This window comes from Microbacterium maritypicum (genome assembly GCF_041529975.1).
Lineage (GTDB): Bacteria > Actinomycetota > Actinomycetes > Actinomycetales > Microbacteriaceae > Microbacterium.
Genome location: NZ_CP168030.1, coordinates 931,345 through 957,619 on the forward strand (window position 1 = coordinate 931,345; position 26,275 = coordinate 957,619).

A 26,275-nucleotide genomic window follows, 5' to 3' on the forward strand; every position below is an offset into this window, starting at 1 on the left:
GCGTGTCAGCGAGGAGCGCTCCGACCCGCACCCCGGTTGCGCGTCGGTGGGAGGTGCGGGATCGGGATCGGCCGCGTCGCCCGAGAGGCGTCCTGGAACCTCCGGACGGCGTCGAGCACGTCCTCTGCGGAGCTGTACCGCAGGGCGAGGGGGAGGTCGCGTCGCCACAGGACCTCGAACTCCGTCGGCGCGTCTTCGAAGATCGTGCAGACCACTCGGCGGTGATCGCCCTCCGGGTAGTGCAGATCATGGATCGCCCAGTCGGTGTCGCCGACGCGCGCCAGGGCGAACCTGCGGTCCGGGTCGTGCTCCATCGTTCTCCTGCCTGTCCCCACGATGAAGGATGACCGCTCGCTTCGCGGAAAGGGAGGGGCTTGACACCGTCGCGCCCTCACCCTTCATCGGAAGGGTGAGGGCGCGAGGATGTCAGCGGACCGTCGGTGTGGAACCTGTGTCCGTCGGCCCGGCATCCGCCGTTGCGAGATCGTCCGGATGGGCGATGCCGCGCTGCTCGGCTTCCATGCGCTCCGCTTCCTCACCGCTGATCGCCTCGCCGCGGGCGACGAGTCCGGCCTGATCGGACAGCGGGATCTGCTTGAGGAACAGCGACAGCACGAGTGCGAGTGCGATGAAGGGTACGAGGTACCAGAACACCGGCGCCAGAGCGTCCGCGTACGCGGTGACGATGCCGTCGCGCACCTCGTCGGGGAGGGTGTTCAGCGTCGCGGGGTCGATCGTGGACGCGGCCTGCGACGCGGCATCCGGCGAGGCACCGGCCCCGGCGAAGACCCCGGTGAGGTTCTCGGTCAGGCGCGTGGTGAAGATCGTGCCGAACACGGCGGTTCCCAGCGACGCGCCGACCTCGCGGAAGTAGTTGTTCGTGCTGGTGGCGGTGCCGAGCTCGCCCGCGGGGACCGCGTTCTGCACGACCAGGACGACGACCTGCATGATGAGGCCGAGCCCGGCGCCGAACACGAACAGGAACGTGCAGATCAACCAGATCGGTGTGGAGGCCGACAGGGTGGTCATCGAGACCATCGCGATGCCGGTGATGATCGTGCCGAGGATCGGATAGATCTTGTACTTGCCGGTCTTGGAGATCGCGATGCCCGAGAAGATCGACGTGCCCATCAGGCCCACCATCATCGGGATCATCAGCAGACCGGATTCCGCCGCCGAGGTGCCGGACGACATCTGCAGGAAGGTCGGCACGAAGCCGATCGCCGCGAACATGCCGATTCCGAGCACCAGTCCGATCGCGGTCGCGTTCACGAAGATCGGGTTGCGGAAGAGGCTGAGCGGGATGATCGGGTCCTTGACCCGCGATTCCGTGATGACGAAGGCCGTGGCTGCGACGATCAGGCCGGCGCCCCAGGCCCAGGTGGCCAGCGAATCCCAGCCGAACTCCTTGTCGCCGCCGAAGTCGGTGAAGAAGATCAGGCAGGTGGTCGCGATCGAGAGGAAGATGACGCCGAAGATGTCGATCGGCTTCTCGGCCTTCTTGCTCGGCAGCTTCAGCGCGACCAGAGCGATGATGAACGCGGCGATGCCGACGGGGATGTTGATGTAGAACGCCCACTGCCAGGTCAGGTGGTCGACGAAGTAGCCGCCGAGGAGCGGCCCCGCGACGGCCGACAGACCGAACACGGCGCCGAGCGGGCCCATGTACTTGCCGCGCTCGTTGGCCGGCACGATGTCGGCGATGATCGCCTGCGACAGGATCATCAGGCCGCCGCCGCCGAGGCCCTGCAGGGCGCGGAAGACGACGAACATCCAGAAGTCGGTGGCGAAGGCGCAGCCGACCGAGGCCAGGGTGAACAGCGCGATGGCGACCAGGAACAGGTTGCGTCGGCCGAGGACGTCACCGAACTTGCCGTAGATCGGCATCACGATGGTCGTGGCGAGCAGGTAGGCGGTGGTGATCCAGACCTGGTGGTCGACGCCGCCGAGCTGCCCGACGATGGTCGGCATGGCGGTCGAGACGATGGTCTGATCGAGGCTGGAGAGCAGCATGCCCGCGATGAGGGCGCTGAAGATGATCCAGATGCGGCGCTTCGTGAGCAGGAAGGGCGCATCCTTCGTGGCGGTGGCGGACATTCAGTGGGCTTTCTGTGACCGTGCGTAGAGCGAGCGGGCGAGGTCGAGACGTCGGGTGATGAGGTCGCTGAACGGCTCGGTGGCCTGGTGGTGCAGGAGCTGGTCCATGCTCATCCGCACGAGCGCGCCGACGGTGTGCACGATCACCTCGGCGCAGAGTTCGGCATCAGCGTCGTCTCCGGTGCGGCGGACGATCAGCCCCATGTCGCGACGCTCGTTCTTGGCGAGCTGCTCGAACGCGGCCTTGAGCAGACGCGGCTCCTGCTCGATCACGGCGAACATCGCCGGAGCATCCTCGACCGGGTTGAACAGCTCGAAGCGGCGGATCGTCAGCTGAATGAAGTCGTCGAGCAGGTCACCGTGTTGCGAGGCGAACTCCTCTTCGAGGGCCTCCTGGCGCGAGTCGATGGTGGCGAACCCGAAGACCGCGTTCTCCTTGCTCTCGAAGTAGTTGAAGAAGGTGCGTCGGGACACGCCCACCTCGGCGCACAGCTCTTCGATGGTGAAACCCGCGAAGCCCTGCTCCGTCGTCAGTCGGCGGGCGGCATCGGTGAGTGCACGGGACGTCTCGCGCTTGCGCTGCTCCCGCAGTGAATCTGCACTGTCGCTCATAGAGTGCAATATTGCACTCTCTTCCTTGGAGTGCACTGTGAGTGCCCGCTCAGGCGGGGACGAAAAAGTTCCGACGAATCTGTGACGTTCTCCGCCCGGCATCCGTCCTAGTGGTGTCGCTGAACGGCGACCCGCACTCCGCAGGGGGACGGATACACGGATGAAGGAGCTCGAGATGGCGAACGTGACCGGCAGTACTCAGCCCAAGACCCAGATCGTCGCACCGCAGCAGGGGGCTGCTGCGGGCAAGACCACGATCGAGGATGCGGTGGTGGCGAAGATCGCCGGCATCGCCGCTCGCGAGGTCAGCGGCGTCTACGCACTCGGTGGGGGCACCGCGCGCATGGTGGGGGCCATCCGCGACGCGCTCAACACCACCGACCTCTCGCAGGGGATCCGCGTGGAGGTCGGGGAGACTCAGGTCGCGGTCGACGTGACGATCGTCGCCGAGTACCCGGTCTCGCTCCAGAAGGTGGCGGACGACGTCCGCGCCGCCATCCACCGCGCCATGGTGGAACTGGTCGGCATGGAAGTCGCCGAGGTCAACGTGACCGTCAACGACGTGCACATCCCCTCCGATGACGAGGGCGACGGCACGCAGGAGACGCGAGTCCAGTGACCGCGTCGGTGATCGGAGCGGCGGCTGCGGCCGCCCTCGCGTTGACCTGGGTGGCTCTGGGCTTCTGGGCCTTCGTGCTCGTGGCACTGGCGATGCTGGTGGGCGCGGTCGCCGGCCGCATCATCGACGGTCGACTCGACCTGCGGGCGCTCGCCGAGGTCTTCCGAGGCCGGCGCTCCTCCTCATGACGGCCGACCGCTCACCCCTGGCGGAGGCAGGTGCCGTCCTGGGGACGACGACCTTCACCGCCCGCGCGCTGCAACGGCTCGCCGCGGGCATCGCGCACGATGTCGCCCGGGTCTCGGCTCGCGACGTCGGGGTGCAGCTGTCGGACGATCACGGTGCACTGCGGATCGCGGTCACCGTGCCCGTGGCCGTGGCATCGACGCGTCGAACGGACCTGGTCGCCGGCGGGGAGGAACTCCGCACCGGTCTGATCGAGGGCATGCGAGAACTGGCCGGCCGTCAGGTCGGCACCGTGGACGTCCGGTACTCGGGCGTCCACCGGAGTACGGAGAGGAGAGTGCGATGACGAACGAACAGGCGACATATCGCCGCGTCCTGCGTCGCGAGACGCACACGTCCCGCACTGCCGCGGCGGTGGTGGTCGCATCCATCGGTGCCCTGCTCCTGATCGCGCTGCTCGCCGGCGCCGTGTGGTGGCTTGTCGACGGCGGCTTCCGTGATGCGGCAGCGCGACCGCTCGAGGAGATCTCCGTCGGGGTGCAGCAGCCGCCGGTGCTGTTCGCCGTGGGTGGGGTGCTCACGGCTCTCGCCGTGGTGCTCCTCGCGCTCGCACTGCTGCCCGGACGACGGGCACGGCGGGCACGCCTCACCGAACGGACCGCGCTGCTCGTGGACGACGGCGTGATCGCCGACTCGATCGCCGCAGCGGTCGCCCGTCGTGCCGGCGTCGAACGCAGCCGGGTGGCCGTCTTCGTCGGCCGGCGCACGGTCGAAGTCCGCATCACTCCGACCAGCGGCGTCTTCGTCCGGGTGGCCGACGCCGAGGACGCAGCGAACGACATCCTCGCGGGGATCGGCTTCTCGGCCACCCCGCGCGTCATCGTCGAACCGAACGGAGTGGTCGCATGAACGCGACGAACCGATTCGTGAACCGCAGCGTGCTCTTCCTCGTGGGTGCGGCGCTTCTGATCGCTGGAGCCGTCGCTCTCGCGGCAGGAGTGCTCTCCGCCGGTGATCCGCCGGCGTGGGTGCGGCGGCCGGCGGCAGAAGTCGCGGCCGCGTGGAAATCCGTCGACGACCGGACGTGGCAGGTGATGGGCATCGGCCCGGTGCCGATGCCGCTGCTGTTCGCGGCGGCGGCTGCGCTGGTGCTGACGGTTCTGCTGGTGGTGTTCCTGATCTCGCGCCGACGTGGGCGCTCGAAGACCGTGCTCGACGTGCATACCGCCACCGGGCGGACGACTGTCGATCGCAACGTGGTCGACGCCGTGCTCACCGAGCCGCTGATCCGGCGACCCGATGTGCTCTCGGCCCGCACAGGCACCTACCGTGTCGGTCAGACGCGCGCGGTCGAGTTGGCCGTGACCGTGCGGCCGGGGGCTCCACTGGCGAACGTCGTCGCGGCGGCCGAGGCGGCGATCGGCGAATGGGACGAGCTGCTGGGGTCTCGAATCCCGATCCTGCTGCACCTCTCGGACCGGCGCTGGAGCGAGGGTTTCCGCTCGCCGATGAGAGTGCGGTGATCGGGTGCGACGGCGACACAGACCAACGCACGGACCACGTGCGTGAACACGCGAACCCGAGACACGGGTGCGATGAGAAAAGGAGACGCCATGGGCGCTGAAGACAAGATCAAGGCCGCTGCGGAGAAGGTCGCCGGCAAGGCGAAGGAGGCCGTCGGCAAGGTCACCAACGACGACAAGCTCGTCGCCGAGGGCAAGGCCGAGCAGGCCAAGGGCGAGATCCGCGACACGGCCGAGAACGTCAAGGATGCGTTCAAGAAGTAGCGGACGCGGGGAGGGACCCGACCGGGTTCCTCCCCGATCACTCCCAGGTCGGTCGGCGAGGATCCGATCCGGTGAGGCGTCGGTTCCGAATCTCCTGTGGGGATCGGATCGAGGGGTGGGGAACAGATGGAAGAGGAACGCTTTCGCAGAGCGCTCGAGCAGGCCGACGACGGCATCGTCGCCGGACGTGCGATGGACGGCGATGTCGAAGCCTTCGCGGTGCTCGTGCGGAGATACACGCCGATGATGCGTGCGTACACGCAGCGGATGCTGAACGCCTCGGCCGATGTCGACGACATCGTGCAGGAGTCGTTCGTCACCGCCTGGCAGCGGTTCGGCGAGCTCGACGACCCGTCGAAGGTGAAGAGCTGGCTGATGCGGATCGTGAGTCGGAAGGCGGTGGATCGCATTCGTGCGGCCCGACCCGTCGTGGACATCGACTCCATCGATCGCCCGGCACCTCTGCACGCCTCGCCGTCGGCGGTGGTCGAGGTGCGAGCCGGAGTCGCCGCCGTCGGTGCCGCGCTGCGCGAGCTGCCCGATGCCCAGCGCGAATGCTGGGTCCTGCGCGAGATCGGCGGCTACTCCTACGAGGAGATCTCGGAAGAGCTCGGCATTCCCGTCTCCACCGCGCGAGGACTGCTCGCGCGGGCCCGGAAATACATGATCGTACGGATGGAGGAGTGGCGATGACTGACGAGAGAGACATGCCAGAAGTCCGCCGTCTCGGTCTGGAACCGAGCGATCTCGACGGGCACACGCTCGACGAGCTCACCGACTACCTCGAAGCGGGACGACAGCCCTCCGACCGCTCGATCGACGAGTCGCCCGGCTGTCAGCTGGCGCTGGACGCGCTCGAACGCCTGCACGGCCTCGGCGCGGAGCTGATGGCCGCCGAGACCGCCGCGGAACCGGAGGTCGAGGGGAGCTGGGTCGACCGCATCCTCAGCGGCATCGCCATGGATGCGCGCTCGGGCCGACGCATCCCGTTCGAGTCCCCGGATCCGTCGACGGATCTCGGGATCACCGAGGGGGCGGTGCGCGGACTCATCCGCTCGGCCGAGAGCACCGTGCAGGGACTGCTCATCGGGCGCTGCCGCCTCATCGGCGACGTGACCGTCGCGGATGAGCCGATCCGCGTCGAGATCGACGCCAGCGCGCTGCACGGGCAGCCGATCCCGGTGGTCGCCGACCGCCTCCGGGGCGAGGTGGATCGGGTCCTTCGTGCGCACACGGAGTTGAACGTCGTCGCGATCGACATCGCGATCCGGGACATCAGGGAGGTGTCGTCATGGACGCAGGAGAGCTGAGGGTCACCGATGCAGGGCCGGCGCTCGCCGCCGAGATCGAGACGGCGGTGCGGGCGACTCCCGGTGTCCGCAGCGTGTACCGCTCCGGTTCGCTCATCTCGAATCTGTTGCGCGCGGGGGCCGCGGCGCTCGGCGGGCGACAGGAGGATGAGCCGCTGGTGTCGGTCGCGCCGGTGGGCGACGGCATCGCCGTGGAGGTGTCGATCGGGGTGGACTCCGACGCGAGATCGGCGGATGCCCTTCGCGCCGTGCACGCCGCGGTCGATGCGGTGCTCGAGACGCGGGGGCTCCGGCCGGACAGCATCACCCTCACGGTCGTGCACGTGCAGTCCGCAGAGGCAGCCCCCGCAGGATGACACGGGGGATGCCGCCCTCGGAGGAGGGCGGCATCCCACGGAGAACCCGGTGGCGATCAGGCGATCGCGCGCAGCCCTTCGACCAGCGGGGTGGTGGGGCGTCCGATCAGCCGCGCGAGCGTCCCGTCGGTCTCGGCCAGCGCGCCACCGCGGATCCCGGCGTCGAGCGCGGCGACGAATCCGGCCGTTCCCTCATCGAGACCGGCTTCGCGCAGAGCCGCGAGCTGTTCGTCGAACGAGACCGGGACGAACGCGACCTCGCGTCCCGTGATCTCGGAGAAGGCCGAGGCCAGATCGCTGTAGGTCCAGGCGACGTCGCCGCCGAGCTCGTAGACCTCGCCGACGTGCCCGTCTTCGAGCGCGACGACGGCCGCCGCCTCTGCGAAGTCCTTGCGGCTGGCCGAGGCGACCCGTCCGTCACCGGTGCCCGAGGTGAGCACGCCGGTCTCGGCGGCGCGAGCGAGGTCGGCGGCGTAGTTCTCGGTGTACCAGTTGTTGCGGAGGATCACGGCGGGGAGTCCCGCGGCGGCGATCAGCTCTTCCGTCGCCTTGTGCTCGGGCGCGAGGACCAGGTCGCTGGTGGTCGCCTTCGGTGCGCTGGTGTAGATGAACTTGGAGACCCCGGCGGCCTTCGCGGCGTCGATGACCGCCTGGTGCTGGGCCACCCGCTGTCCGACCTCCGATCCGGACACGAGCACGACGGTGTCGACGCCCTCGACGGCCGCGGCCACCGAGGCGGGGTCGGTGTAGTCCAGGCGCACGACGCGCACGCCGAGGTCGGCGGCCTTCGCGGTGTCGCGGGCTCCGGCGACGATCGACTGCGGGTCGGCGCCGCGCTCGAGGAGGCTGGCGATGATGAGGCGTCCGAGGTTGCCGGTCGCGCCGGTGACGAGGATGGTCATGAGGGTCCTTTCGTAAGTGACACCCTCGACAACCTCGCGACGGGTCGCGCGCATTCCGATCGGCGGGTACCCACTTTGAAGTAAGGTACCCACATGACGGTTAGTTTCGCGCAGATAAAGGAATCCACGCCGTTCGTCTTCGATCAGAACTGCGGCACGCGGGTCGTCCTCGACCACATCATGAGCAAGTGGGGTGTGCTCGTGCTCTCCTGCCTGTCCGACGGCACGCACCGCTGGGGTGCACTGCGTCGCGAGGTCGACGGCATCAGCGAGAAGATGCTCGCCTCGACGCTGCGCACGCTCGCCGAGGACGGGCTCGTGCATCGGGAGTCGCTCCCGACGGTGCCGCCGCACGTGGAGTACAGCCTCACTCCGCTCGGCCGCGATCTGATGGAGCGGATGCTGCCGCTGATGGAATGGGTTGCCGACCACGCCGACGGGATGCTCGAAAGGGGTTGAATCTGCGGATTCCGTTGCCAGGATGCGCCGTTGGCCGCGGATTCGGTCGGTGAAAGAAACCGTTGACGCGATAACCGCGGTGGCCCTACTGTTCTGACATGGCAGCAACGACGCCCATTCATCTGGAACGACCCGACGGCAAGGGTCTGGCTGCGGGAACCCTGGGACTCTGGGGGTCGACCGTCATCGGTCTCGCCTCGACGGCCCCGGTCTACTCGCTCGTCGCGACGCTCGGCTTCGTGGTGCTCGCCGTCGGTGCGCAGGCGCCGATCGCCTTCATCATCGCCTTCGTCCCGATGCTCCTGATCGCTTTCGCGTATCGAGAGCTCAACAACGCGGTGCCCGACTGCGGCACGACCTTCACCTGGGGCACCAAGGCGTTCGGTCCGTGGGTGGGCTGGATGGGCGGCTGGGGTGTCGCCGTCGCCGGTATGGTCGTTCTCGCCAACCTCGCCCAGATCGCCTCGGTCTACTTCTGGTCACTGATCGGACAGGACCTCGAGAACAACGACTGGCGCGTGGTCGTCGTGGCCGTGCTCTTCATCGCTGCGATGACCTGGGTCAGCTGGCGTGGAGTCGAGATCGGCGAGCGCATCCAGAACATCCTGCTGGGCATCCAGTACCTGGCGCTCGCGATCTTCGTGGTGACCGCGCTGTGGCAGTTCTTCGCCGGCACCGCCCCGAACCCCACGCCCTTCTCCTGGGAGTGGATGAACCCCTTCGCCTTCACGGACTGGTCGGGCTTCACCGAGGCCATCCTGCTCGCCCTCTTCATCTACTGGGGCTGGGACACCTGCCTCGCCCTGAACGAGGAGACCAAGGACCCGAAGCGCATCCCGGGCCGTGCCGCATTGCTGACCACCGTCATCCTGCTGTTCACCTACGTCGCCGTGACCATCGCCGCCATGATGTACGCCGGTCTGGGGGAGAGCGGCACGGGCCTGGGCAACGAGGCGAACGCCGACGACTTCTTCCTCGCGATCAAGGACGGACTGCTGGGCCCGTTCGGCTGGGTGCTCGTCGTCTCGGTGATCATCTCGGCGATCTCGTCGACGCAGACCACGATCCTGCCGACCGCCCGCGGCACGCTCGCGATGGGCGTGTACCGCGCCCTGCCGGCGAAGTTCAAGGACGTGCACCCCACCTACAAGACGCCGTCGTTCTCCACGATCGTCATGGGCGTCGTCGCCTCGGCCTACTACATCGGCATGACGCTGATCAGCGACAACATCCTCCAGGATTCGATCCTGTCGCTCGGCCTGGCGATCGCGTTCTACTACGCCATCACCGGATTCGCGTGCGTCTGGTACTTCCGCAAGGATCTGACGGCGTCGCCGCGGGACTTCTTCTTCAAGGGACTCTTCCCGCTGCTGGGCGGACTCATGCTGACCTGGGCGTTCATCCAGTCCGCCATCGACATGTGGGACGTCGACTACGGGTACACCGTCCTGTTCGGCATCGGCGGCACATTCGTGATCGGCGTCGGCTCGCTGGCATTCGGTCTGGTGCTGATGTTCGTCTGGTACCTGTTCCCGCGGTCGAAGCGGTTCTTCCGCGGCGAGAGCCTGAACCGCGAGACGCAGGTGATGGTGCCGGACGAACCCAGCGTCACGATCCGTTCGATCGACGGCGGCATCTGAGGTCGCCCGGGCACGTCCGCGGACGTGTCCTAGGCTTGCTCCGTGCGCATCCGGCTCGACATCGCCTACGACGGCACCCACTTCCGCGGGTGGGCGAAGCAGCCGACGCTCCGCACCGTGCAGGGGACTCTCGAGGCGGCCCTCGCGCGGATCGTCGGCTCCGACGTGCAGTTCGTCGTCGCGGGCCGCACCGACGCGGGAGTGCACGCCAGCGGTCAGGTCGCGCACGTCGACCTCGACGAGAAGCAGTGGTCGCGCATCGAGGCCAGGCAGGGGCGGGCTCCGCTGGCTCCCGCAGAGACCATCGCCGGGCGCATGCGCGGGGTGCTCGGTGCCTACTCCGATGTCACCGTCACGAAGACGTCGATCGCTCCCGAGGGGTTCGACGCCCGGTTCTCGGCGGTGTGGCGGTGTTACCGCTACCGTCTCGCCGATACCCAGGCCGGGTTCGACCCGCTGCGTCGGCACGACACGACGAACATCCGCGGGAATCTCGACGAACAGGCGATGGATGCCGCGGCTCGCAGCCTCATCGGCCTGCACGACTTCGCTTCGTACTGCAAGCCGCGCGAAGAGGCGACGACGATCCGCACGCTGCTCGACTACCGCTGGGTGCGTGATGCCGAGGGCGTTCTCATCGCCGAGGTCAAGGCCGACGCGTTCTGCCACAGCATGGTGCGCGCACTCGTCGGCGCGTGCGCGGCGGTGGGGGAGGGACGCCTCGACGTCGAGGATGTCGTGCTGCTGCGCGACGCCCTGACGCGCACCAGCGAGTTCAAGGTCCTGGCGGCGCGCGGCCTGATCCTCACCGAGGTCGGCTACCCCGCCGACGAGCTGCTCGCGACGCGCGCGGAGCAGACGCGGGCTCGACGTGACGGTACGAGCCGCGTTCGTGATCCGGAGCCCGACCACAGCCTGGGCGAGTAGCGTGGAACGGTCATGAAGGTCATCTCGTACAACCTCCAGAAGCATCGCGCGGCCGGTGAACTCGCCGCCATCGTCGGCGAGCACGACCCCGACATCCTGTGTCTGCAGGAGTGCGACGTTCCGGAGCTGCCCGCAGAGATCGGCGACCTGGTCCTCGCGGATGCGACGCAGGGCAACCGCCTCGGGCTCGCGCTGTTCTACCGCTCGAGCACCTACCATCTGCAGTCGATCCGCACCCTCGGGTTGAAGAAGTCGCTGCACGACCGGATCGCGAAACCCGCTCACGAGCGTGTGCTCGGCGCTCGGCTGCGTGACATCGACGACGCCCAGGATTTCATCGTCGCCTCGTTCCATGCCGCACCGCTCACCGCACTGAACTCGTTGCGTCGGCACCAGATCCGCGCGGCGCTCACCGAGCTCGCGACTCTCGGGGAGGGTCTGCCGCAGCTGATGGTCGGCGACTACAACTACCCGATCTTCAAGGAGAACCTCGGTCAGGCCGTGCGCGACCACGGTTATGCCCTCTCGCTCAGCGACGACCACACCTACACGCGCTACCGGGTGTTCCGCGGGCACTACGACTTCGCGACCTCGGCCGGTTTCGAGATCGAGCGCATCACGACGCTGCCCCAGGGGTCGAGCGACCACCGCCCGATCCTGGTCACGGTCAAACCCGACTGAGTCGGCGGTTTGGGCATCCGCGCCCGGTGGCGTATGATTTCCCTTTGGTGCCTTTCCCGTTCGCGGGAAGTGGGCATCGTCCGAACGTGAGCCCTCCACTGGCGTGTTCCTCCCTGTCGGGAAGAACCACCCCGGAGTGGGATTCACGAACTTCTCCGTTCGACACAAGAAAGCAGCACTATCGTGACGCGCACTTACACCCCCAAGGCTGGCGAAGTCCAGCGCGATTGGGTCGTCATCGACGCCACCGACGTCGTTCTCGGCCGTCTGGCTTCGCACGCCGCTACGCTCCTGCGTGGCAAGCACAAGCCGACCTTCGCCAACCACATCGACTCGGGTGACTTCGTCATCATCGTGAACGCCGACAAGGTCGCGCTCACCGGTCAGAAGCTCCAGAAGAAGCTGGCCTACCGCCACTCGGGTTACCCGGGCGGCCTGAAGTCGGTCACCTACGCCGAGCTCCTCGAGAAGAACCCGGTTCGCGCTGTGGAGAAGGCCATCCGTGGCATGCTCCCCAAGAACAGCCTCGGCCGCCAGCAGCTGACCAAGCTCAAGGTGTACGTCGGTGCCGAGCACCCGCACGCCGCGCAGCAGCCGCAGACGTACACCCTCGACCAGGTCGCCCAGTAAGCGCCGTAAAGACTTAAGGACATACTCGTGGCTGACATCCAGGACACCACCGAAACCCCCCAGAACTTCTCGACGTCGACTCCGGAGACCGACGTGGTCGAGGCGGCTCCCCGCCCCGTCCTCAGCGTCCCGGGTGCCGCTGTCGGCCGTCGCAAGCAGGCCATCGCCCGCGTGCGCATCGTCCCCGGCTCGGGCACGATCACGGTCAACGGCCGCACGATCGAGGACTACTTCCCGAACAAGCTGCACCAGCAGCTGATCAACGACCCGTTCACGGTGCTGAACCTCACCGGTGCATACGACGTCATCGCGCGCATCTCCGGTGGTGGCCCCTCGGGCCAGGCCGGTGCGCTCCGCCTCGGCATCGCCCGTTCGCTGAACGGCATCGACGAGGAGAACAACCGTCCGACCCTGAAGAAGGCCGGCTTCCTCTCGCGTGACGCTCGCGTCAAGGAGCGCAAGAAGGCCGGACTCAAGAAGGCCCGTAAGGCGCCTCAGTACTCGAAGCGTTAAGGTCCACTGCTCCGATGCCGATCTTTGGCACGGACGGCGTGCGAGGACTTGCCAATGGCATCCTCACCGCCGACCTGGCGCTCACCCTGGCCCAGGCGACTGCTGTCGTCCTGGGCCAGGGCCGTACTGCGGAGGCTCGCAAAGCCGAAGGCAAGCGACTCACCGCAGTGGTCGCCCGCGACCCCCGGGTCTCCGGACACTTCCTGACGTCGGCCGTCTCGGCCGGGCTCGCCTCCTCGGGGGTCGACGTCCTCGAGGCCGGTGTCATCCCGACCCCGGCGCTGGCGTTCCTCGTCGCCGACCGTGACGCCGACTTCGGTGTCATGATCTCGGCCTCGCACAACGCCGCTCCCGACAACGGGATCAAGATCTTCGCCCGCGGGGGCCGCAAGCTCCCCGATGAGGTCGAGCAGCGCATCGAAGAGGCCATGCACGGCGAGATGCTGCGCCCGACGGGTGCCGGCGTCGGTCGTGTCGACCGCTTCTCCGACGCGGAGGACCGCTACGTCGTGCACCTCCTCGGCTCGCTGCCGAACCGTCTCGAGGGCATCCACGTCGTGCTCGACTGCGCCCACGGCGCGGCATCCGGCGTCTCGCCCGAGACGTTCCGCGACGCGGGCGCCGAGGTGACCGTCATCGGGGCCGACCCCGACGGCTGGAACATCAACGACGGAGTCGGCTCGACCCACCTCGACAACCTCGCCGAGGCTGTCGTGCGTCTGGGCGCCGACATCGGCATCGCCCACGACGGCGACGCCGACCGCTGCCTCGCCGTGGACGCCGAGGGCAATCACATCGACGGCGACCAGATCATGGCCATCCTCGCGGTGTCGATGAAGGAGCGCGGACGCCTCACCGACGACACGCTCGTGGCGACCGTCATGAGCAACCTCGGCCTGCATGTCGCGATGCGCGAGCACGGCATCACGGTGCGTCAGACCGCCGTCGGCGACCGCTACGTGCTGGAAGACATGAACGAGGGTGGATACGCGCTCGGCGGCGAGCAGTCCGGTCACGTGATCATGAGCGAGTACGCCACCACCGGTGACGGCATCCTCACGGGCCTCCACCTGGTGGCGGAGATGGCGCGGCAGAAGAAGTCGATCGCGGAGCTCGCATCGATCATGACCGTGTACCCGCAGGTGCTCATCAATGTGCGCGACGTCGACAAGGATCGCGTCGCAGACGACGAGGTCGTGCAGCAGGCTGTGCGCGACATCGAGGGTGAGCTGGGTGATTCCGGCCGCGTGCTGCTGCGCAAGTCCGGCACCGAGCCCCTGGTGCGCGTCATGGTCGAAGCCGCCGATGCGGAGTCGGTGCACGCCTACGCCGGACGACTGGCGGAGGTCGTGCAGGAGCGCCTCTCGCTCTGACGCTCGCAGAACCTCGGAACCGGCCGGTCGCTGATCTCAGCGGTCGGCCGGTTCTCTGTGTACGGGGAGCCGAGGGGCGGCGGTCAGGGTGCCGCGCAGATGCGGTACTGGCCGGCGTCGACGAGCGTCTCGGTGGTGCAGGGCTGAGTGGTCAGCCGTGGCACGTCGGCCATGGCGGGGGCGTCGAAGAGCCCGACGTGCGCACCCGTCAGCACGATGGGCGCGACCGCGTACCCCCAGGGCTCGGCCGCCAGCCATTCGACGTCGTTCGCCTCGACCCAGGCCGTGAGCGGCACGAGGGCCGTGCGCTGGCTCTCCAGCGTGGTGCGGGGCTCGTACGTCGACACGACATGAGCCACGCCGCCGCCGGCGATGATGGCGGCCAGAGCGGACGCGGCGATGATCCCGATGACGCGCGCGCCCTTGCGGCGGGGCAGGGCGGCCACCGCCCACAGCGCGGCCGCGGCGATGACGGGGAAGAATGCGAGGATGCCGGGCGCGGGGTGCCGCACCCACAGCGGCAGGCGGGAGGCGGTGGCCCACCAGCCGACGAAGGCGAGCGCGCCGACGATCGCCGCTACGGCGTAGGCGATCACGATCCGGTCCGCTGCGCTCGCGTCACGCCAGCGCCGCACGATGCCGGTGATGGCGAGGCCGAGGGCGATGACCGCTCCGAACACGGCGACGAAACCGGGCAGCGACCACGAGTCCGCCAGCGTGCCGAGCTTCTGCAGCACCGTGGTCGCGGCGTCGCCCTGCCCGCCCGTGCGGAGGAAGTGGGCGAAGTCGCGCACGTGCTGCCAATAACCGGAGAACCCCAGCGACAGCAGCGCGCCCAGCTCGAGGAGCAGCGTCGGCACGGTGGCGAGCAGGAGGGGCAGCCACGACCGCCGGAGCGTGTCGCGCACCCGGGCCCAGCCGGTGCCGTCGGAGAGCACCCACAGGGCGATGGCGAAGGCGGGAAGGGCGAGGGCGGCGATGAGCTTCGCCTGGATCGCGAGGCCCACGAGGAGCCCGGCGAGCCAGGCGCGGCGGGGAAGCAGTGTGAGGGCCCAGACGAGGAGCGCGGCCGCGGGGATCTCGCCGAGCAGGTCGGCGGGGCCCTGGATGGGGGAGAAGCCGGCATCCGCAGTGAACGCCAGGGGCACGGCCACGGCGAGCAGAGCGGCCCAGCGTCCGCCGATGCGTCGCCCGATCACGGCGAGGCCGGCGAGGAGCGCCACCCAGAAGGCCAAGGGGACGAGACGTGCGGCCAGCACCGGGTCCATCCCGGTCGCGAGGAGCGCGGCGACGGGCAGGAGCACGACGGGCCCGGTCGAGATACGCGGGTCGAACGGCGTGATGGTCGAGCCGGAGAGCGCGCCGTCGCTGGAGTATCCGAGTCCGTCCAGCAGATTGAGCGGGACCGTGAGGTTGAAGGCCTCGTCCTCCCAGAAGCGCCACACCACGAGGCTGTGCCAGGCCACGATGACGTGACCGATCAGCAGGGCGACGGCCGCCGCCCAGAACACGACCGTGCGTGCTCGGGTCATCGCGCGACGGTCTCCGGAAGACGGATGCCGCGCAGGGGAGCGGATGGCCGCAGAGAGAGGGTCCACGCCTCGACGAGGGCGACGCGAACGAACCGGCGCAGACGCTTCGGCGGCAGGGTGACCGAGTTCCCTCGCCCCCACATGGTGCCCGTGGTCGATTCGCCCCGACGAGGGATGCTGGCGACGCGGAGGTAGCGCACGGTGAAGCCCGCGCGCGCCTCGGCGAGGGAGAAGTGCACGTGCGGCACCGTGGCGTCGGGCGGGGTCGCGTCGACGAGCAGCCGCAGGGCAGCGGGGCGGTAGGCGCGCAGCGGGGTGTTGACGTCGGGGATGCGGCGTCCGGCGGCGAGGGCGATCAGCAGGCCGACGGCGCCCGTGAGCACCTTGCGGTACCAGGGGTCGGTGCGGCCGTCGCGCACGCCGTGGACGACATCGGCGTCTTCGGTGGTGAGCGCGTTGATGAGCCGAACGAAGTCGCTCCCGTAGAACTGCCCGTCGCCGTCGACATGCACCAGCACGTCGGGGTCGGCGGCGAGCCCGGCGCGGTAGGCCGAGAGCGCGGTCGGGCCGTGGCCGCGGTTCAGCGGCTGCACCTCGACGGTCACGTCGGAGACGGCGTCGAACACCGTGGCCGTGGTATCCGTGGAGCGATCGTCGGCGACGTGGAAGGAGACGTGGTCGGCCAGGGGGGAGACGCAGTCACGGATCTCGTCGATGAAGCCCTGGATGCCCTCGGCCTCGTTGTAGGCGGGCATGACGACGGCGAGGTGGCGAAGGGTCACGGGGTCCTTGGGGTGGCGGAGGGCGCGGGGATCAGCCAGTAGCCTAGTTGAGCCATGAACCCTCCCTCCCGCATCCGTCGCATCGCCAGCGTCGGCAGCCGTTTCCTCGTCGTGGGTGCGCTGAGCACCATCATCGAGGTCGGCGTCTTCAATCTGCTGGTCTTCGTGTGGGGATGGGATGTGGTCGCCGCGAAGATCGTCGCCTCGCTCGTCGCGCTCGTGAACGCGTACATCGGCAACCGCGAGTGGACGTTCCGTCACCGCGATCGTCGCGGACGGGTCTCCGAGGTCACGTTGTTCCTCGTGACCAACGCCGTCTGCACGGCCATCGGCGCCGTGCTCGTCTGGGTGGGCGTCGAAGCGGTCGGCGCGGTCCTCGGTCGTGAGCCGGGCGCGGTCGCCGTCAACCTCGTGAACCTGACGAGCATCGTCATCGTGGTCCTGCTGCGCTTCGTGCTCTATCACGGCATCGTCTTCCGGGTGGCGCCGACCAAGTAGTGGTGCGGCTCGGTCGCGGGCAGGTCAGGCGCGAGCGGTTTCGCGCTTCTTGGCGCTCTTCGCCTTCTTGGCCTTCTTCGCCTTCCGCCGATCCGTCGACGTCTCGCCGTCGAGGTCGTGCGTCGAGCCGTAGGTGTAGGAGCCGTAGCCGTAGCTGTCGGGGCCCTTGGTTGGCAGCATCGTGACGACCACGCCGAGCATCTGCACGCCGGCGTTCTCGAGTGCGCGCAGTGCTCCGGAGAGCTCCTGCTTCTTGGTCTTGCCGGAGGCGGCGGCGAGGATCACTCCGCGGGTCTTGCTTCCCACCACGGCCGCGTCGGTCACCAGCAGCAGCGGCGGGGCATCGATCAGCACGTAGTCGAAGTAGTCGCCGAGCGACGTGAGCACCTGATCCATCGCGGCCGAGCCGAGCAGCTCGCTGGGGTTCGGCGGGACCTGCCCGCTCGGCAGGACGTACAGGTCGGACGTGCCCCACTTCTGCAGCGCGTCGGCCACGTCCACGCGTCCGATGAGCACGTCGGTGAGTCCGACGCCGCCCTCGATGCCCAGGTAGTCGGCCACGCGGGGCAGCCGCAGGTCGCCGTCGACCAGGGCCACGCGGGCTCCCGTCTCGGCGAGGGCGATGGCGAGGTTGGCGGTGGTCGTAGACTTTCCTTCGCCGGGGCCGGCGCTGGAGACGACGAAGATGCGGGGGCCCGAGTCGAGGTTGAGGAACTGCAGGTTCGTACGCAGGCTGCGGAACGATTCGGCGCGCGGGCTGCGCGGATCGGCGTGCACGATGAGGGGCCGCTTGGTGGCATCCGGGTCGTACGCGATGCCGCCGAGGACGGGGCGATCGGTGAGCGCCTCGATGTCGTGGAGCGTGTGGATGCGGTTGTCGAGCACGGTGCGGAGCATCGCGATGCCGAGGCCGAGTGCGAGGCCGATGATGCCGCCGAGGATGATCAGCAGGCGCACGTTGGGGCTCGTCGGCGTGGAGGAGGCGATGGCGGGCTCGGTCACGGTGATGCGCACCGGGCTGACGGCATCTTCGGTGGCGGGCTGCTCGAGCGTCTTCTGCACGGCGTCCTGGAAGCTCACTGCGACGGCATTGGCGATGGCCGCGGCCTGCTCGGGGTCTCCGTCGGTCACACTGACGTCGATCAGGACCGTGTTGAGCGGCGTGGTCGCGGTGACGCGGCTACTGAGGCCCGAGACCGAGTCGTCGAGGCCGAGCTCGTCGATCACGGGTTCGAGCACGAGCGCCGTGCCGACGACGTCGACGTAGCTCGTGACCATCTGTCGTGCGAAGGTCGTGCCCTGCACGAGGTCGCCGGTGGCGGCGCCCTCGGTGCGGACCGAGACGTACAGCTGCGTCGATGCGACGTACTTCGGCTGCTGGAGTGCGGCATAGCCGGCACCGCCGGCGAGGCCGAGGACCATCAGGACGAGGATCAGGATCCAGTTTCTGTGCAGCACACGCACATAGTCGCGAAGTTCCACGCGGCAGATTCCCCCTGATGCAATGCGACCGCTGCCGATCAAGGCGGGCCGTGAAAACGGTATCCCGGTATTCTTCCACAGCGACGGTGGGACGACCGGCCGCTGCGTGTGGTCAGTGCGTCGTCGCCGCCGCGGCGGTGCCGTAGGCCGTGCTCGCGGCCGCGCTGACCGGTGCCTTCGTCAACACGGTGCCGAGCACTCGGGCTCCGACCGACTCGATGCTCTTGGCCGCGTCGGTGAGCCGGTTGGCCTGCGACGATCCGGCGGCGGCGATCAGGAGGGCTCCCGTCGTGACGCGCGCGATCACGGCGGCGTCCGTCACGAGCAGCAGCGGAGGGGCGTCGATGATGACGACGTCGAAGGCCTCTGTGAGCGTCTCGATCAGACTCTCCATCGCGGAAGAGCCGAGCAGCTCGGCCGGGTTCGGCGGCACGGTGCCGGCCGGGAGGACGAACAGGGCGCTGCGGCCCCAGCGCTGGATGACGTCGTTGAGCTGCACGCGTCCGGCCAGCACATCGCTGAGCCCGATCCCGCCCTCGATACCGAAGTACTCCGCCACGCGGGGGAGCCGGAGGTCGCCGTCGAGCAGGGCCACGCGCTGACCGGCGTCGGCGAAGGCGAGCGCCAGGTTCGCCGCGGTGGTCGACTTGCCCTCGCCCGGGCCGGAGCTGGTCACGACGAACACGCCCTGGTTGCCGGAGAAGAAGAAGCGCACGTTGGTGCGGAGGCTGCGGTAGGCCTCGGCGCGGAGGCCGTGCGGTGCGGTGCTCATGGCGAGGGGGTGCTCTCTCGTGTCCGGGTCGAGCGGGATCTGTCCGAGGACGGGAACCGGCACGGCGGCCTCGACGTCGGCGGCGACGCGCACCCGGCGGTCGAGCGTCGCACGCAGGAGAGCGACGCCGACGCCGACCGCGAGCCCGAGCAGCGAGCCGATGATGAGAGACAGGGAGAGGTTCGGCGCGACGGGATTCGTCGGCACCTGAGCGGGTTCGAGCGTGACGATGCGGATGCTGAACGCAGCCGCCTGTTCCCGGCTCTCGAGCGTGTCGGTGACGACCGTGGCGAAGCTGTCGGCGACGGCGTTCGCGATGCGGGCGGCCTGCCCCGGGTTGCGGTTGTCGACGGTGATCGTGATGATCGCGCTGTTGAGGGGTGCGGAGGCGCTGATGCCCGTGGGGGCTGCGGAGAGGCCGAGGTCTTCGACGACGGGATCGAGCACGAGTGAGCTCGTGATGAGTGAGCGGTAGGTCTCGACAGCCTGCTTCGCGTAGCCGGTCGCGAGCGAGCGCTCCGCGGGCGTGGCGGTGTCGGCGACCTGCACGGCCACCATGACCTCGGTCGAAGCCTGGTAGCGGGGAGGAGTGAGCATCGCGACCAGCGCGCCGGTGGAGAGCCCGATCAGAACACTCGCGACGATGACGACGATCTGTCGACGGAACACCCGAAGGTAGTCATGGATGTCCATAGCTCTCCAGCATGGTCGGGTGCGATCGGCGGTATCGTCTTCCGAGACTACCGATTCCTATGAAGGCGACATGACGCACCTCAACGATCTCTTCCCCGACGGGCCCCGCGCCGGCGACGCAGGGAGTGTGGTGCTCGACGACCACCACACGGCTCGCCGGTTGCGGGAGATGATCGGGGAGCCGCGGCAGAGTGGCGCAGCGGCGACGTCCGACGCAGACGCCAGGGCGCTCGCCGACATGGTTCAGGCTGCCGCCCGCACCGCCGTTCCGGTCGGTGCAGGTTCCGGGGAGTCCTCCCGTTCGAAGAAGCGCCCGAGACGGTCGGTCGACGCCGTGACGCTGTCGGCTGCCTCGCTCGCCGTCGTGGCGCTGGTCGTCGCCGGCACCGTCGGCGGCATCCAGATGGCGACGGCCAGCCCGGCCGCGAGTGCCGTGGAGTCGTTGGAGGCCGATGAGGCCGCCCTCCTGAATGCTCACCAGTCCCTGAAGACGGCTCAGGACCGGCTCATCGCCGACATCGACGCGCAGACGGCGGAAGTCGCCCCGCTTCGGAGTGCGCTCACCGGGACGAGCACCGCCCCCGATCCGGCCGGTGAGACCGACGATGCGCCGATCGCGGTGACCGACGCCGCCACGCTCGCCACGGCGCTCGCGGCCGTCGACGCCTACGCCTCGGGGCTGGCGGCGATCACCGTTCCCGAGCTGCCCGCCGAGTACGCACGTGCCGACATCGACGAGGATTCGCTCGTGGAGGTCGGCGGCGCGATCGACGGCGTGCAGGAGCGTCTGGTCGCGATGGATGACGCGACCGCCGAAATGCGGGCGGTTCGGGAGCGGCTCGATGCTCTCCGGCCCGCCGCAGACGCGGCGGTGGATGCGTACGCCGCCTCGTTCGTGCCTGCAGCCCAGGCCGCGCTCGGCCGCTATCCGGATGGCGAGGAGTCGCTGCGTGCGGCTGTGACCGCTGCGGCGGCGCGCGTCGCTGCCGCGGATCTGTGGACGGTCGAGGGACGTTCGGCGCTGGCGGCCTACCGGGATGCGTTCGTCGCTTTGGCTGCGGACCAGCTGCGGTTCGAGATCGAGCGCGACCAGCGCGAGGACATGAACCAGTGGCAGCCGCAGCAACAGCAGCAGCAGGGCGACGGGACTCAGAATCCGCCCACGGAGGGAAGCACCGATCCGGGAACCGGCGTCACTCCGCCGGTCACGGACCCCGGTAGCGGTGACCCGGACCCCGGCACCGACCCGCCGCCGGACGGAGAGGGAACGCCATAACGCTCAGACCTGGTCATTCGCTGTGAGAACATATCTCCAGGAGAGTGAATAAGTCTGAGGGGGCTCCGTATCTTGATTCCGGATGGGTCTGTCGACGTGTCTACCGGCAATATTCCAATATTGTCTGAGGTGTCGGTGAAGCAGCGGCGACGCCGCATGCTGGCCGCGGCGGTCGATGGGCTCGCCTGGACTTTCGGCGTCGTGCTGGCGATCGCGCTCCGCTTCGAGTTCATGATGGACGCGGAGGGGTGGATCTCGACCATCGTGCTCGCGCTCGCCGCCGGCATCATCCAGATGGCGGTCGGATTCGCGACAGCCCTCTACCGCGGGCGCTTCACCTACGGCTCGTTCGACGAGGTCCGCGCGGTGGCGTTGATCGTCGTGATCGAGGCGATCCTGCTGTCCCTCATCGTCATCCCGATCGGCCCGGTGGTCGGCATCCCGCGCGGAACGCTGCTGCTCGCCTTCCCCTTCGTGCTGCTGCTGATGTTCGGCGTGCGCTACGTGGCCCGCCTCGCGATCGAGCGCGCACGCAAACCCGGTGCGGATGCCGAGGCAGCACTGATCATCGGTGCGGGATTCCTCGGCGACAAGCTGCTCGCGAACGTCACGACCGATCCGTCTTCGCCGATCCGGCCCGTCGGCCTTTTGGACGACGACCCGGCCAAGCGCAACCTGCGACTGCGCGGCGTCCCGGTGCTGGGCACCACGCGCGACATCGCGTCGGCCGCCCGGACCACCGGTGCAAAGCTCGCGGTCATCGCCATCCCGAATGCCGACAGCACCCTGCTGCGTGCGCTGAGCGACCGTGCCGAGAGTGCCGGTCTGCGCGTCGCGGTCACCCCCACGCTCGCGACGCTCGCGTCGGGGGAGCAGTCCGTCACCGACGTGCGCGACATCAGCATCGAGGACCTGATCGGACGCCACCCCGTCGACACGAACGTCGAGCTGATCGCCGGGTACATCACCGGTCGACGCGTGCTGGTGACCGGTGCCGGTGGCTCCATCGGTTCGGAGCTGTGCCGACAGTTGGCCAAGTACGGGCCGAGCGAGCTGATCATGATCGACCGCGACGAGACCGGACTCCAGGTGGCCCAGCTCGGGACGCTCGGACACGGGCTGCTCGATTCTCGCGACGTCGTCCTCGCGGACATCCGAGAAGAGCAGAACCTGCTCGACATCTTCGTCGACCGGCGCCCCGAGGTCGTGTTCCACGCGGCCGCTCTGAAGCACCTGCCGATGCTCGAGCAGTACCCCGACGAGGCGTGGAAGACGAACGTGCTGGGCACGCTCAACGTGATCAACGCCGCGCGTGCCGTCGGCGTCGACACCTTCGTCAACATCTCCACCGACAAAGCGGCCAACCCGACGAGCGTGCTCGGACACTCCAAGCGCGTCGCCGAGAAGCTCACCGCCTGGGCGGGATCCGTGACCGGGATGCGGTACCTCTCGGTGCGGTTCGGCAACGTGATCGGCAGCCGCGGGTCGATGCTGCCGACGTTCCAGCGGCTGATCGCCGAGGGGCGGCCGATCACGGTCACCCATCCCGAGGCGACGCGGTATTTCATGACGATCCCCGAGGCGTGCCAGCTGGTCGTCCAGGCGGGCGGCATCGGGCGTGCGGGCGAGGTGCTGATCCTCGACATGGGTGAGCCGGTGTCGATCCTCGAGGTCGCCAAGCGCATGATCGCGATGTCGGGCAAGAGCGTCGAGATCGTGTTCACCGGACTCCGCCGCGGCGAGAAGCTGCACGAAGAGCTCGTCGGTTCGCGCGAGAACCTGGAGCGGCCCTTCCACCCGAAGGTGTCGCACACGCGGGCCGACATCATCACGCCCGAGCGGCTCGACAAGGCGGGCTGGATGGACCGGATGTACGCGAGCCCGCGGATCAATGACACGGTGGCGATCGAGCCGATCGACGTTGGACGCCGCTGATGGCGGCTGAGCTCTGGCTCGTCGGCACTCTCGCGCTGGTTCTCGGCGCAGTGCTGCCCTTCGCCATTCGTCCGCTGCTCTCCAGGATCGGCGCCGTCGACGTGCCAAACGAGCGCTCCTCGCACTCTGCTCCTACCCTCCGGGGAGGAGGACTGGCGCCTCTGCTTGCCTGGGACGCGGCACTCATCTTGGCGATTGCGCTCGGTATGGATGCCGTGCCACTTGTGCTTCTCCTGATCGCGACGAACTCGGCAGCGGCGGTCGGTTTCGCGGACGATCTGCTCAGTCTCGGCTCGGGCTTGCGGTTGTCTCTGCAGCTCATCATCGGGCTTGGGGCCAGCATCGTCATCCTCGCGGTCGCGTCGCAATCCGGGTGGTGGGCGATCATCGGGATGATCTTCATCGCCGGGTACATCAACGTTGCCAACTTCATCGACGGCATCAACGGCATCTCCGGGATCCACGGGGCGGTTGCCGGAGTGGCATTCGTCGTCGCGGGCGTCGCATCCGATCAGCCGTGGCTTGCAGCGTCCGGCGTCATTCTCGCCGCCGCCTTCACCTCCTTCCTGCCTTGGAACCTGCGGCGACCGCATCTTTTCCTCGGGGATACCGGAAGCTACTTGCTCGGATCAGCGATCGGAGTGATCGTCGTGATGGCTCTGTCGCTCGGCGTAAGTCCGCTTCTCGTCGTGCCGGTTCTCGCACCGTGGCTGGCCGACACCGGTGCGACCGTCGTGCGGCGATTCGCGCGCGGTGAGGGAGTGTTGTCGGCACACCGTACGCACGCGTATCAACGGCTGACGGACACGGGGCTCGTCCACGGTTCGGTGACGGTAGTCGTCGGCGCTATTAGCGTGGCGACGGCGTTCATCGGGTACCTCGCCTGGAACGGTGCACTACCGATCTGGGCAGGACTGGCGATCATCGTCGCCCTCTGCGCGTTCTATCTGGCGCTGCCGAGACTGCGAGGTTCGCGCCTGCCGAGTTCGCCTCACCGTCCGCTCGCCGCTTCCGCCGAGGTCGTGCCCGCGCCCTCGGCGCCGGGGAAGCGACGCCGATGGGCCGTCATCGGAGCGTCAGGTTTCGTCGGCGCTGGTGTGGTGCGCCACCTGCGCGCTCGTGGATACGAGGTGGTCGAGCTGCCGGCACCTCGGCTTGAGTATGACGTCGATGTTCTCGACGGCGTCGTGCTCGCCGCGTCTGCCAAAACGGACGCTTCCCTCGCGGGAATGGTCGAACAGCTGGTCGGTGTCGATGTGGTGGTCAATGCGGCAGGAGCGGCTGCGCCGGACGGCGATGCGACGCGACAGCTCTGGGGTGCGAACGCATATCTGCCTGCGGTCCTCGCTCAGGCGAGCCGACAGGCCCGAGCCGTGCGCTTCGTGCAACTCAGCTCTGCGGCGGTGCAGGGGCGTACGCGGAGACTCGATGAGACGCCCAGGTACGCGCCGTTCTCCCCCTACTCGCGATCGAAAGCGTTGGGCGAGCTCGCCCTCCTCGCAGTGGCTGGGACGGATCCGAACGCCACGGGTGGAATCGTCATCGTGCGTGCCACCTCGGTTCAGGGGCCGGGTAGGCCAACCACCCAGAATCTTCGACGTCTCGCTGGCTCCCGCCTGGCAAGCGTTGCTGCCCCCGGCACTCAGCCGTCGGTCGTGAGCGGCCTCCACGGTCTCGCTGCCACGATCGAGTCGATCGGCACCGAGCAGGGCGAAGTGCCCGGCATCGTCTTGCAGCCCTGGGAGGGCTTGTCCGTCGCCGACGTCCTGCGCGTGGCTGGAGGCGAGCGGTCACCGCTGGTCATCCCGCGATGGCTCTGCTCCTCGGCGCTCTCGGCAGGTTATTTCGCGGGACGCATCGCACCTCAGTTCGCCGGCCTGGCGAGGCGCCTCGAGATGATGTGGTTCGGACAATCTCAGGTGAGCGGATGGGCGAGCGACAGAGTGTCTCGAGACGATAGCTGGTTGCGCGACGTGCTCGCAGCAGGAGAGGCACATCATGTCCGCTGAACGCCCGACGATCGTCTTCGGCGTCACGATCGACTACCAGCTTCGCTACCACGACGGCCTCTACCAGCGACTTGCCGATGAGGGGTGGGAAGTTCACGTTGTCGCCGGAGCCGGAGAAATCGGGCTGGGGCTCGGCAAGCACCCCGGCGTGACTAATCACGTCCTCGAAATGGCTCGCGCGCCGAGCCCCGTTGCCGACCTCCGTGGCCTGAAGGACTGGGTTCGGCTGTTGCGGCGGCTGCGGCCGGACGTTGTCGTTGTGGGTACTCCGAAGGCCGGGCTCCTTGGTGGTGTCGCTGCCCTTATCACCCGGGCGCCGGTGCGCGTATACGAACTTCACGGACTGCGTCTCGAGAGCGCGAGGGGGTTGCTGCGATCATTCCTTCGGATGATGGAGCGCATCAGCTGTGCCGCGTCGACTAGCGTCATCGCGGTCGGGCCATCACTTCGTGATCGTGCCGTCGCTGAGAGACTCGTCTCAGCGAAGAAGGTCGATGTCCTCGGCGCAGGCAGCCCGAACGGGGTGGATGTCGACCGCTTCAACGCCGCGACCCGTGACGAGGACACGCGCGCATCGCTTCTAGGGGAACTCGGAATACCGTCTTCCGCGCAGGTGGTCACGTTCGTCGGCCGGCTCACTGCCGACAAAGGCCTGGCGACACTCGCGGAGGCCATGCTGAAGGTCGAGCGCAAGACATCGGCGTGGCTCCTGGTCATCGGCGGAGTCGACGATCAGTCAGGGCTCGACGGGGAGCGCCATCTCCGGGAATCGCTGCCGCGGCTGTTGATCGTCGGCGAGGTCAACGACGTCGCCCCCTACCTGGCGATCTCCGACGTTTTCTGTCTGCCGAGTCGACGCGAAGGACTGCCGACCGTCGTCCTGGAGGCGTTCGCGGCGGGAGTTCCGGTCGTGGCGACGAAGGCCACAGGGATCGTCGACCTAGTCTCCGACGGAGACACGGGGCGACTGGCGCCCATCGACGACGCTCCGGCGTTGGAGCAGCAACTTCTCGCTGCACTGCACGATCGAGTGGCATCACTGACTATGGCGGCCGCAGCATCCCGATTCGTCAGCGAGAAGTTCGCGAGGGAGACGGTCCAGGATGCATGGGTCGATACGGTAGAACTCATGCGTGCGGGCAGACATCGATGACGGCCAATCCGAGTCTCGCCACTCCCGCACGACGTGCCACGATCACTTCCA

Annotated in this window: 29 protein-coding genes; 21 read left to right on the plus strand and 8 right to left on the minus strand. The window is 68.4% G+C overall.

Annotated elements, in window-relative coordinates; all coding sequences use genetic code 11:
• Positions 1-5 precede the first annotated feature (5 nt).
• The 3 genes from ACCO44_RS04475 to ACCO44_RS04485 form a co-directional block, all read right to left on the minus strand.
• Positions 6-314, minus strand: a complete 309-nt coding sequence (locus ACCO44_RS04475) for a hypothetical protein (protein ID WP_105712263.1) — start codon at positions 312-314, stop codon at positions 6-8.
• 112 nt (positions 315-426) lie between these two features.
• Complete coding sequence (locus ACCO44_RS04480; RefSeq protein ID WP_029261142.1) at positions 427-2,097, minus strand: MDR family MFS transporter; 1,671 nt, start codon at positions 2,095-2,097, stop codon at positions 427-429.
• Positions 2,098-2,709 (minus strand): TetR/AcrR family transcriptional regulator, encoded by a 612-nt coding sequence (locus ACCO44_RS04485; protein WP_372468595.1) that lies wholly within the window; start codon positions 2,707-2,709, stop codon positions 2,098-2,100. It abuts the gene before it with no gap.
• A 175-nt stretch (positions 2,710-2,884) separates the two neighbouring features.
• Between ACCO44_RS04485 and ACCO44_RS04490 the strand changes: the two genes are divergently transcribed.
• The 9 genes from ACCO44_RS04490 to ACCO44_RS04530 all read left to right on the plus strand — a co-directional run bounded on the left by ACCO44_RS04490 (position 2,885) and on the right by ACCO44_RS04530 (position 6,967).
• Positions 2,885-3,328 (plus strand): Asp23/Gls24 family envelope stress response protein, encoded by a 444-nt coding sequence (locus ACCO44_RS04490; RefSeq protein WP_081859859.1) that lies wholly within the window; start codon positions 2,885-2,887, stop codon positions 3,326-3,328.
• Positions 3,325-3,516, plus strand: a complete 192-nt coding sequence (locus ACCO44_RS04495) for a DUF2273 domain-containing protein (RefSeq protein WP_029261145.1) — start codon at positions 3,325-3,327, stop codon at positions 3,514-3,516. Before ACCO44_RS04490 ends, ACCO44_RS04495 begins: the two co-directional genes overlap by 4 nt.
• Complete coding sequence (locus tag ACCO44_RS04500; protein WP_372468597.1) at positions 3,513-3,860, plus strand: hypothetical protein; 348 nt, start codon at positions 3,513-3,515, stop codon at positions 3,858-3,860. Before ACCO44_RS04495 ends, ACCO44_RS04500 begins: the two co-directional genes overlap by 4 nt.
• A complete protein-coding gene (locus ACCO44_RS04505) occupies positions 3,857-4,423 on the plus strand; it encodes a hypothetical protein (protein WP_372468598.1) in 567 nt (188 codons plus the stop codon). Before ACCO44_RS04500 ends, ACCO44_RS04505 begins: the two co-directional genes overlap by 4 nt.
• Complete coding sequence (locus tag ACCO44_RS04510; RefSeq protein WP_262003515.1) at positions 4,420-5,037, plus strand: hypothetical protein; 618 nt, start codon at positions 4,420-4,422, stop codon at positions 5,035-5,037. Before ACCO44_RS04505 ends, ACCO44_RS04510 begins: the two co-directional genes overlap by 4 nt.
• Positions 5,038-5,127: 90 nt before the next feature.
• On the plus strand, positions 5,128-5,301 hold the full coding sequence (locus ACCO44_RS04515) for a CsbD family protein (protein WP_029261149.1): 174 nt from the start codon (positions 5,128-5,130) through the stop codon (positions 5,299-5,301).
• A gap of 126 nt (positions 5,302-5,427) precedes the next feature.
• Positions 5,428-5,994, plus strand: coding sequence for an RNA polymerase sigma factor (locus ACCO44_RS04520; protein WP_029261150.1), 567 nt, complete (start codon positions 5,428-5,430; stop codon positions 5,992-5,994).
• Positions 5,991-6,611, plus strand: a complete 621-nt coding sequence (locus ACCO44_RS04525; RefSeq protein ID WP_105712255.1) for an Asp23/Gls24 family envelope stress response protein — start codon at positions 5,991-5,993, stop codon at positions 6,609-6,611. Before ACCO44_RS04520 ends, ACCO44_RS04525 begins: the two co-directional genes overlap by 4 nt.
• Entirely contained in the window at positions 6,593-6,967 is a 375-nt protein-coding gene (locus ACCO44_RS04530; protein ID WP_372468601.1) for a hypothetical protein, read from the plus strand. Before ACCO44_RS04525 ends, ACCO44_RS04530 begins: the two co-directional genes overlap by 19 nt.
• Before the next feature lie 56 nt (positions 6,968-7,023).
• Here the strand turns inward: ACCO44_RS04530 and ACCO44_RS04535 are convergent, their stop codons facing one another.
• Positions 7,024-7,869 carry an SDR family oxidoreductase gene (locus ACCO44_RS04535; RefSeq protein WP_372468603.1) on the minus strand — a complete coding sequence of 282 codons (846 nt, stop codon included), beginning with the start codon at positions 7,867-7,869 and terminating at the stop codon, positions 7,024-7,026.
• A gap of 93 nt (positions 7,870-7,962) precedes the next feature.
• Between ACCO44_RS04535 and ACCO44_RS04540 the strand changes: the two genes are divergently transcribed.
• The 7 genes from ACCO44_RS04540 to glmM all read left to right on the plus strand — a co-directional run bounded on the left by ACCO44_RS04540 (position 7,963) and on the right by glmM (position 14,092).
• On the plus strand, positions 7,963-8,328 hold the full coding sequence (locus ACCO44_RS04540) for a helix-turn-helix domain-containing protein (protein ID WP_029261154.1): 366 nt from the start codon (positions 7,963-7,965) through the stop codon (positions 8,326-8,328).
• Positions 8,329-8,426: 98 nt separating this feature from the next.
• On the plus strand, positions 8,427-9,968 hold the full coding sequence (locus tag ACCO44_RS04545; RefSeq protein WP_372468607.1) for an APC family permease: 1,542 nt from the start codon (positions 8,427-8,429) through the stop codon (positions 9,966-9,968).
• Between the two features lie 42 nt (positions 9,969-10,010).
• On the plus strand, positions 10,011-10,895 hold the full coding sequence (truA, locus tag ACCO44_RS04550) for a tRNA pseudouridine(38-40) synthase TruA (RefSeq protein WP_372468608.1): 885 nt from the start codon (positions 10,011-10,013) through the stop codon (positions 10,893-10,895).
• 12 nt (positions 10,896-10,907) lie between these two features.
• Positions 10,908-11,576, plus strand: a complete 669-nt coding sequence (locus ACCO44_RS04555; RefSeq protein WP_029261157.1) for an endonuclease/exonuclease/phosphatase family protein — start codon at positions 10,908-10,910, stop codon at positions 11,574-11,576.
• A gap of 183 nt (positions 11,577-11,759) precedes the next feature.
• Positions 11,760-12,206 (plus strand): 50S ribosomal protein L13, encoded by a 447-nt coding sequence (rplM, locus tag ACCO44_RS04560; protein ID WP_029261158.1) that lies wholly within the window; start codon positions 11,760-11,762, stop codon positions 12,204-12,206.
• A 27-nt stretch (positions 12,207-12,233) separates the two neighbouring features.
• Positions 12,234-12,719, plus strand: coding sequence for a 30S ribosomal protein S9 (rpsI, locus tag ACCO44_RS04565; RefSeq protein ID WP_028502255.1), 486 nt, complete (start codon positions 12,234-12,236; stop codon positions 12,717-12,719).
• A gap of 14 nt (positions 12,720-12,733) precedes the next feature.
• A complete protein-coding gene (glmM, locus tag ACCO44_RS04570; RefSeq protein WP_029261159.1) occupies positions 12,734-14,092 on the plus strand; it encodes a phosphoglucosamine mutase in 1,359 nt (452 codons plus the stop codon).
• A gap of 83 nt (positions 14,093-14,175) precedes the next feature.
• On the opposite strand, the gene ACCO44_RS04575 is transcribed toward glmM, so the two are convergent.
• Both ACCO44_RS04575 and ACCO44_RS04580 read right to left on the minus strand, forming a co-directional pair.
• Positions 14,176-15,624, minus strand: coding sequence for a hypothetical protein (locus tag ACCO44_RS04575; protein WP_372468611.1), 1,449 nt, complete (start codon positions 15,622-15,624; stop codon positions 14,176-14,178).
• A complete protein-coding gene (locus ACCO44_RS04580) occupies positions 15,621-16,406 on the minus strand; it encodes a glycosyltransferase family 2 protein (protein ID WP_372468613.1) in 786 nt (261 codons plus the stop codon). The genes ACCO44_RS04575 and ACCO44_RS04580 overlap by 4 nt, the downstream gene beginning before the upstream one ends.
• Before the next feature lie 54 nt (positions 16,407-16,460).
• Between ACCO44_RS04580 and ACCO44_RS04585 the strand changes: the two genes are divergently transcribed.
• Positions 16,461-16,904 (plus strand): GtrA family protein, encoded by a 444-nt coding sequence (locus tag ACCO44_RS04585; protein ID WP_372468615.1) that lies wholly within the window; start codon positions 16,461-16,463, stop codon positions 16,902-16,904.
• Between the two features lie 24 nt (positions 16,905-16,928).
• Here the strand turns inward: ACCO44_RS04585 and ACCO44_RS04590 are convergent, their stop codons facing one another.
• Together ACCO44_RS04590 and ACCO44_RS04595 are read right to left on the minus strand one after the other, a co-directional pair.
• Entirely contained in the window at positions 16,929-18,386 is a 1,458-nt protein-coding gene (locus tag ACCO44_RS04590; RefSeq protein WP_372468616.1) for a polysaccharide biosynthesis tyrosine autokinase, read from the minus strand.
• A 112-nt stretch (positions 18,387-18,498) separates the two neighbouring features.
• Positions 18,499-19,851: a polysaccharide biosynthesis tyrosine autokinase gene (locus ACCO44_RS04595; RefSeq protein ID WP_372468620.1), complete on the minus strand. Its 1,353-nt coding sequence runs from the start codon at positions 19,849-19,851 to the stop codon at positions 18,499-18,501.
• A gap of 70 nt (positions 19,852-19,921) precedes the next feature.
• On the opposite strand from ACCO44_RS04595, the gene ACCO44_RS04600 reads away from it, so the two are divergent.
• From ACCO44_RS04600 to ACCO44_RS04615, 4 genes are all read left to right on the plus strand, one after another.
• The gene (locus ACCO44_RS04600; protein ID WP_372468622.1) at positions 19,922-21,127 is read left to right on the plus strand and encodes a hypothetical protein; all 1,206 of its coding nucleotides are present in this window, start codon (positions 19,922-19,924) and stop codon (positions 21,125-21,127) included.
• Between the two features lie 129 nt (positions 21,128-21,256).
• Complete coding sequence (locus ACCO44_RS04605) at positions 21,257-23,062, plus strand: polysaccharide biosynthesis protein (protein ID WP_372468623.1); 1,806 nt, start codon at positions 21,257-21,259, stop codon at positions 23,060-23,062.
• On the plus strand, positions 23,062-25,071 hold the full coding sequence (locus ACCO44_RS04610) for an NAD-dependent epimerase/dehydratase family protein (RefSeq protein ID WP_372468625.1): 2,010 nt from the start codon (positions 23,062-23,064) through the stop codon (positions 25,069-25,071). The genes ACCO44_RS04605 and ACCO44_RS04610 overlap by 1 nt, the downstream gene beginning before the upstream one ends.
• Entirely contained in the window at positions 25,061-26,224 is a 1,164-nt protein-coding gene (locus tag ACCO44_RS04615; protein WP_372468627.1) for a glycosyltransferase family 4 protein, read from the plus strand. Before ACCO44_RS04610 ends, ACCO44_RS04615 begins: the two co-directional genes overlap by 11 nt.
• The last annotated feature ends 51 nt before the right edge of the window (positions 26,225-26,275 follow it).

Coding starts and splice junctions, on each gene's coding strand:
- ACCO44_RS04500 (WP_372468597.1), top strand. CDS start 3,513: ATGACGGCCGACCGCTCACCCCTGGCGGAGGCAGGTGCCGTCCTGGGG.
- ACCO44_RS04520 (WP_029261150.1), top strand. CDS start 5,428: ATGGAAGAGGAACGCTTTCGCAGAGCGCTCGAGCAGGCCGACGACGGC.
- ACCO44_RS04475 (WP_105712263.1), bottom strand. CDS start 314: ATGGAGCACGACCCGGACCGCAGGTTCGCCCTGGCGCGCGTCGGCGAC.
- ACCO44_RS04480 (WP_029261142.1), bottom strand. CDS start 2,097: ATGTCCGCCACCGCCACGAAGGATGCGCCCTTCCTGCTCACGAAGCGC.
- ACCO44_RS04595 (WP_372468620.1), bottom strand. CDS start 19,851: ATGGACATCCATGACTACCTTCGGGTGTTCCGTCGACAGATCGTCGTC.
- ACCO44_RS04600 (WP_372468622.1), top strand. CDS start 19,922: ATGACGCACCTCAACGATCTCTTCCCCGACGGGCCCCGCGCCGGCGAC.
- ACCO44_RS04585 (WP_372468615.1), top strand. CDS start 16,461: ATGAACCCTCCCTCCCGCATCCGTCGCATCGCCAGCGTCGGCAGCCGT.
- ACCO44_RS04510 (WP_262003515.1), top strand. CDS start 4,420: ATGAACGCGACGAACCGATTCGTGAACCGCAGCGTGCTCTTCCTCGTG.
- ACCO44_RS04615 (WP_372468627.1), top strand. CDS start 25,061: ATGTCCGCTGAACGCCCGACGATCGTCTTCGGCGTCACGATCGACTAC.
- ACCO44_RS04490 (WP_081859859.1), top strand. CDS start 2,885: ATGGCGAACGTGACCGGCAGTACTCAGCCCAAGACCCAGATCGTCGCA.
- ACCO44_RS04575 (WP_372468611.1), bottom strand. CDS start 15,624: ATGACCCGAGCACGCACGGTCGTGTTCTGGGCGGCGGCCGTCGCCCTG.
- ACCO44_RS04515 (WP_029261149.1), top strand. CDS start 5,128: ATGGGCGCTGAAGACAAGATCAAGGCCGCTGCGGAGAAGGTCGCCGGC.
- ACCO44_RS04530 (WP_372468601.1), top strand. CDS start 6,593: ATGGACGCAGGAGAGCTGAGGGTCACCGATGCAGGGCCGGCGCTCGCC.
- ACCO44_RS04540 (WP_029261154.1), top strand. CDS start 7,963: ATGACGGTTAGTTTCGCGCAGATAAAGGAATCCACGCCGTTCGTCTTC.
- ACCO44_RS04535 (WP_372468603.1), bottom strand. CDS start 7,869: ATGACCATCCTCGTCACCGGCGCGACCGGCAACCTCGGACGCCTCATC.
- ACCO44_RS04525 (WP_105712255.1), top strand. CDS start 5,991: ATGACTGACGAGAGAGACATGCCAGAAGTCCGCCGTCTCGGTCTGGAA.
- ACCO44_RS04545 (WP_372468607.1), top strand. CDS start 8,427: ATGGCAGCAACGACGCCCATTCATCTGGAACGACCCGACGGCAAGGGT.
- glmM (WP_029261159.1), top strand. CDS start 12,734: ATGCCGATCTTTGGCACGGACGGCGTGCGAGGACTTGCCAATGGCATC.
- ACCO44_RS04505 (WP_372468598.1), top strand. CDS start 3,857: ATGACGAACGAACAGGCGACATATCGCCGCGTCCTGCGTCGCGAGACG.
- ACCO44_RS04555 (WP_029261157.1), top strand. CDS start 10,908: ATGAAGGTCATCTCGTACAACCTCCAGAAGCATCGCGCGGCCGGTGAA.
- ACCO44_RS04485 (WP_372468595.1), bottom strand. CDS start 2,709: ATGAGCGACAGTGCAGATTCACTGCGGGAGCAGCGCAAGCGCGAGACG.
- ACCO44_RS04610 (WP_372468625.1), top strand. CDS start 23,062: ATGGCGGCTGAGCTCTGGCTCGTCGGCACTCTCGCGCTGGTTCTCGGC.